At 48.7% G+C, this 1,118-nt stretch carries 2 protein-coding genes; one reads left to right on the forward strand and one right to left on the reverse strand.

The genetic code is table 11. The features are described 5' to 3' along the window. Positions 1-344: 344 nt before the first annotated feature. A complete protein-coding gene (locus EPJ54_RS19635) occupies positions 345-659 on the reverse strand; it encodes an ArsR/SmtB family transcription factor (protein WP_000349485.1) in 315 nt (104 codons plus the stop codon). 111 nt (positions 660-770) lie between these two features. Between EPJ54_RS19635 and EPJ54_RS19640 the strand changes: the two genes are divergently transcribed. After that, a partial coding sequence (locus EPJ54_RS19640) for a permease (protein ID WP_275574771.1) occupies positions 771-1,118 on the forward strand: 348 nt, incomplete at its 3' end.

The following is a 1,118-nucleotide window of genomic DNA, read 5'->3' on the forward strand; positions in this document are numbered from 1 at the left end:
CTCCTGCGCAACTCTTTTGTCGATGGAGTTGGCAAAGTCAACGTTGAATTCATGCTCGACAATTTTTGCGATTTGATCAACATCACTGGCAAAGTGAGTAATGACCCGCACGCCCGCCAAGTCTGTGACGGCTTTTAGATCAGCGTACTCGGAGCCCTTATCAATTTTGGGTATCCGGAATTTCTGGTTGATAAAATGCCAAAGATGTAAAGAAGAAAATCTTTCTCAGCGGATTATCTGATTGATCCTCTTCAGCCTACTCTACTGCCAATTTTCTGTTTCCACCTTCGCCTGAGTCTTCATAGCGATGCTGACTAGGGAGGACAGCGAGAGCTGGGCAAGCGTCAAAGCGGTTCTGGTTCATGCGCAATCCGGACACCTGCACAACATTCCTCTTGTAAGAAACCGATCAAATTCTCTAGGTGCCCATACTCGGGTATACAGACAATCGTGCGGCTATGTTTCTCCTGCCGGATCAGCCCTACCTTGGCCATGCGCGCAAGGTGATGTGATAGCGTCGAAGCAGGAATACCCAGCCCCTTCTGGATATCTCCGACCGAAGCCCCATCATGGCCAGCTTTGACCAGAAAGCGGAACACGGACAGTCGGTGACTATTCCCTAGCTCAGCTAAGCTGGCTGCAACCTTTTCGTGATCCATAGCACGCCCCAATAATTCGATGTTTCTAGAATTATAGTTGACAGGTCGGATAAACGCAAGTAGGCTGCGTACATCATTTCGACAATACTAGAAATATAGGAGTAATATTGAATGTCATCTCAACTCCAAGACGCTCTAGGCATGTTCGCCTTTCTCGCTATCGAGCTATCGGTTTTATTCATTGGCATTAGCTTGCTGGTCGGAGTTCTTCAACGTCACATCCCACCATCCAAGGTGGAAGCGTTACTGACTTCCAGTGGGAAGCGAGGCTATTTTCTTGCTGCTGGTTTAGGAGCTATAACGCCCTTCTGTAGTTGCTCGACTATCCCCATGTTGAAAGGGTTGATTCGGGCACGGGCCGGTTTTGGGCCGATGATGGTGTTTCTTTTCTCATCTCCGTTGCTGAATCCTATCGTCGTCGGCCTGCTGGTTGCCACGTTTGGATGGACACTTACTGCT

Source organism: Vitreimonas flagellata (genome assembly GCF_004634425.1).
Taxonomy (GTDB): domain Bacteria; phylum Pseudomonadota; class Alphaproteobacteria; order Caulobacterales; family Aquidulcibacteraceae; genus Vitreimonas; species Vitreimonas flagellata.

Coding starts and splice junctions, on each gene's coding strand:
- EPJ54_RS19635 (WP_000349485.1), bottom strand. CDS start 659: ATGGATCACGAAAAGGTTGCAGCCAGCTTAGCTGAGCTAGGGAATAGT.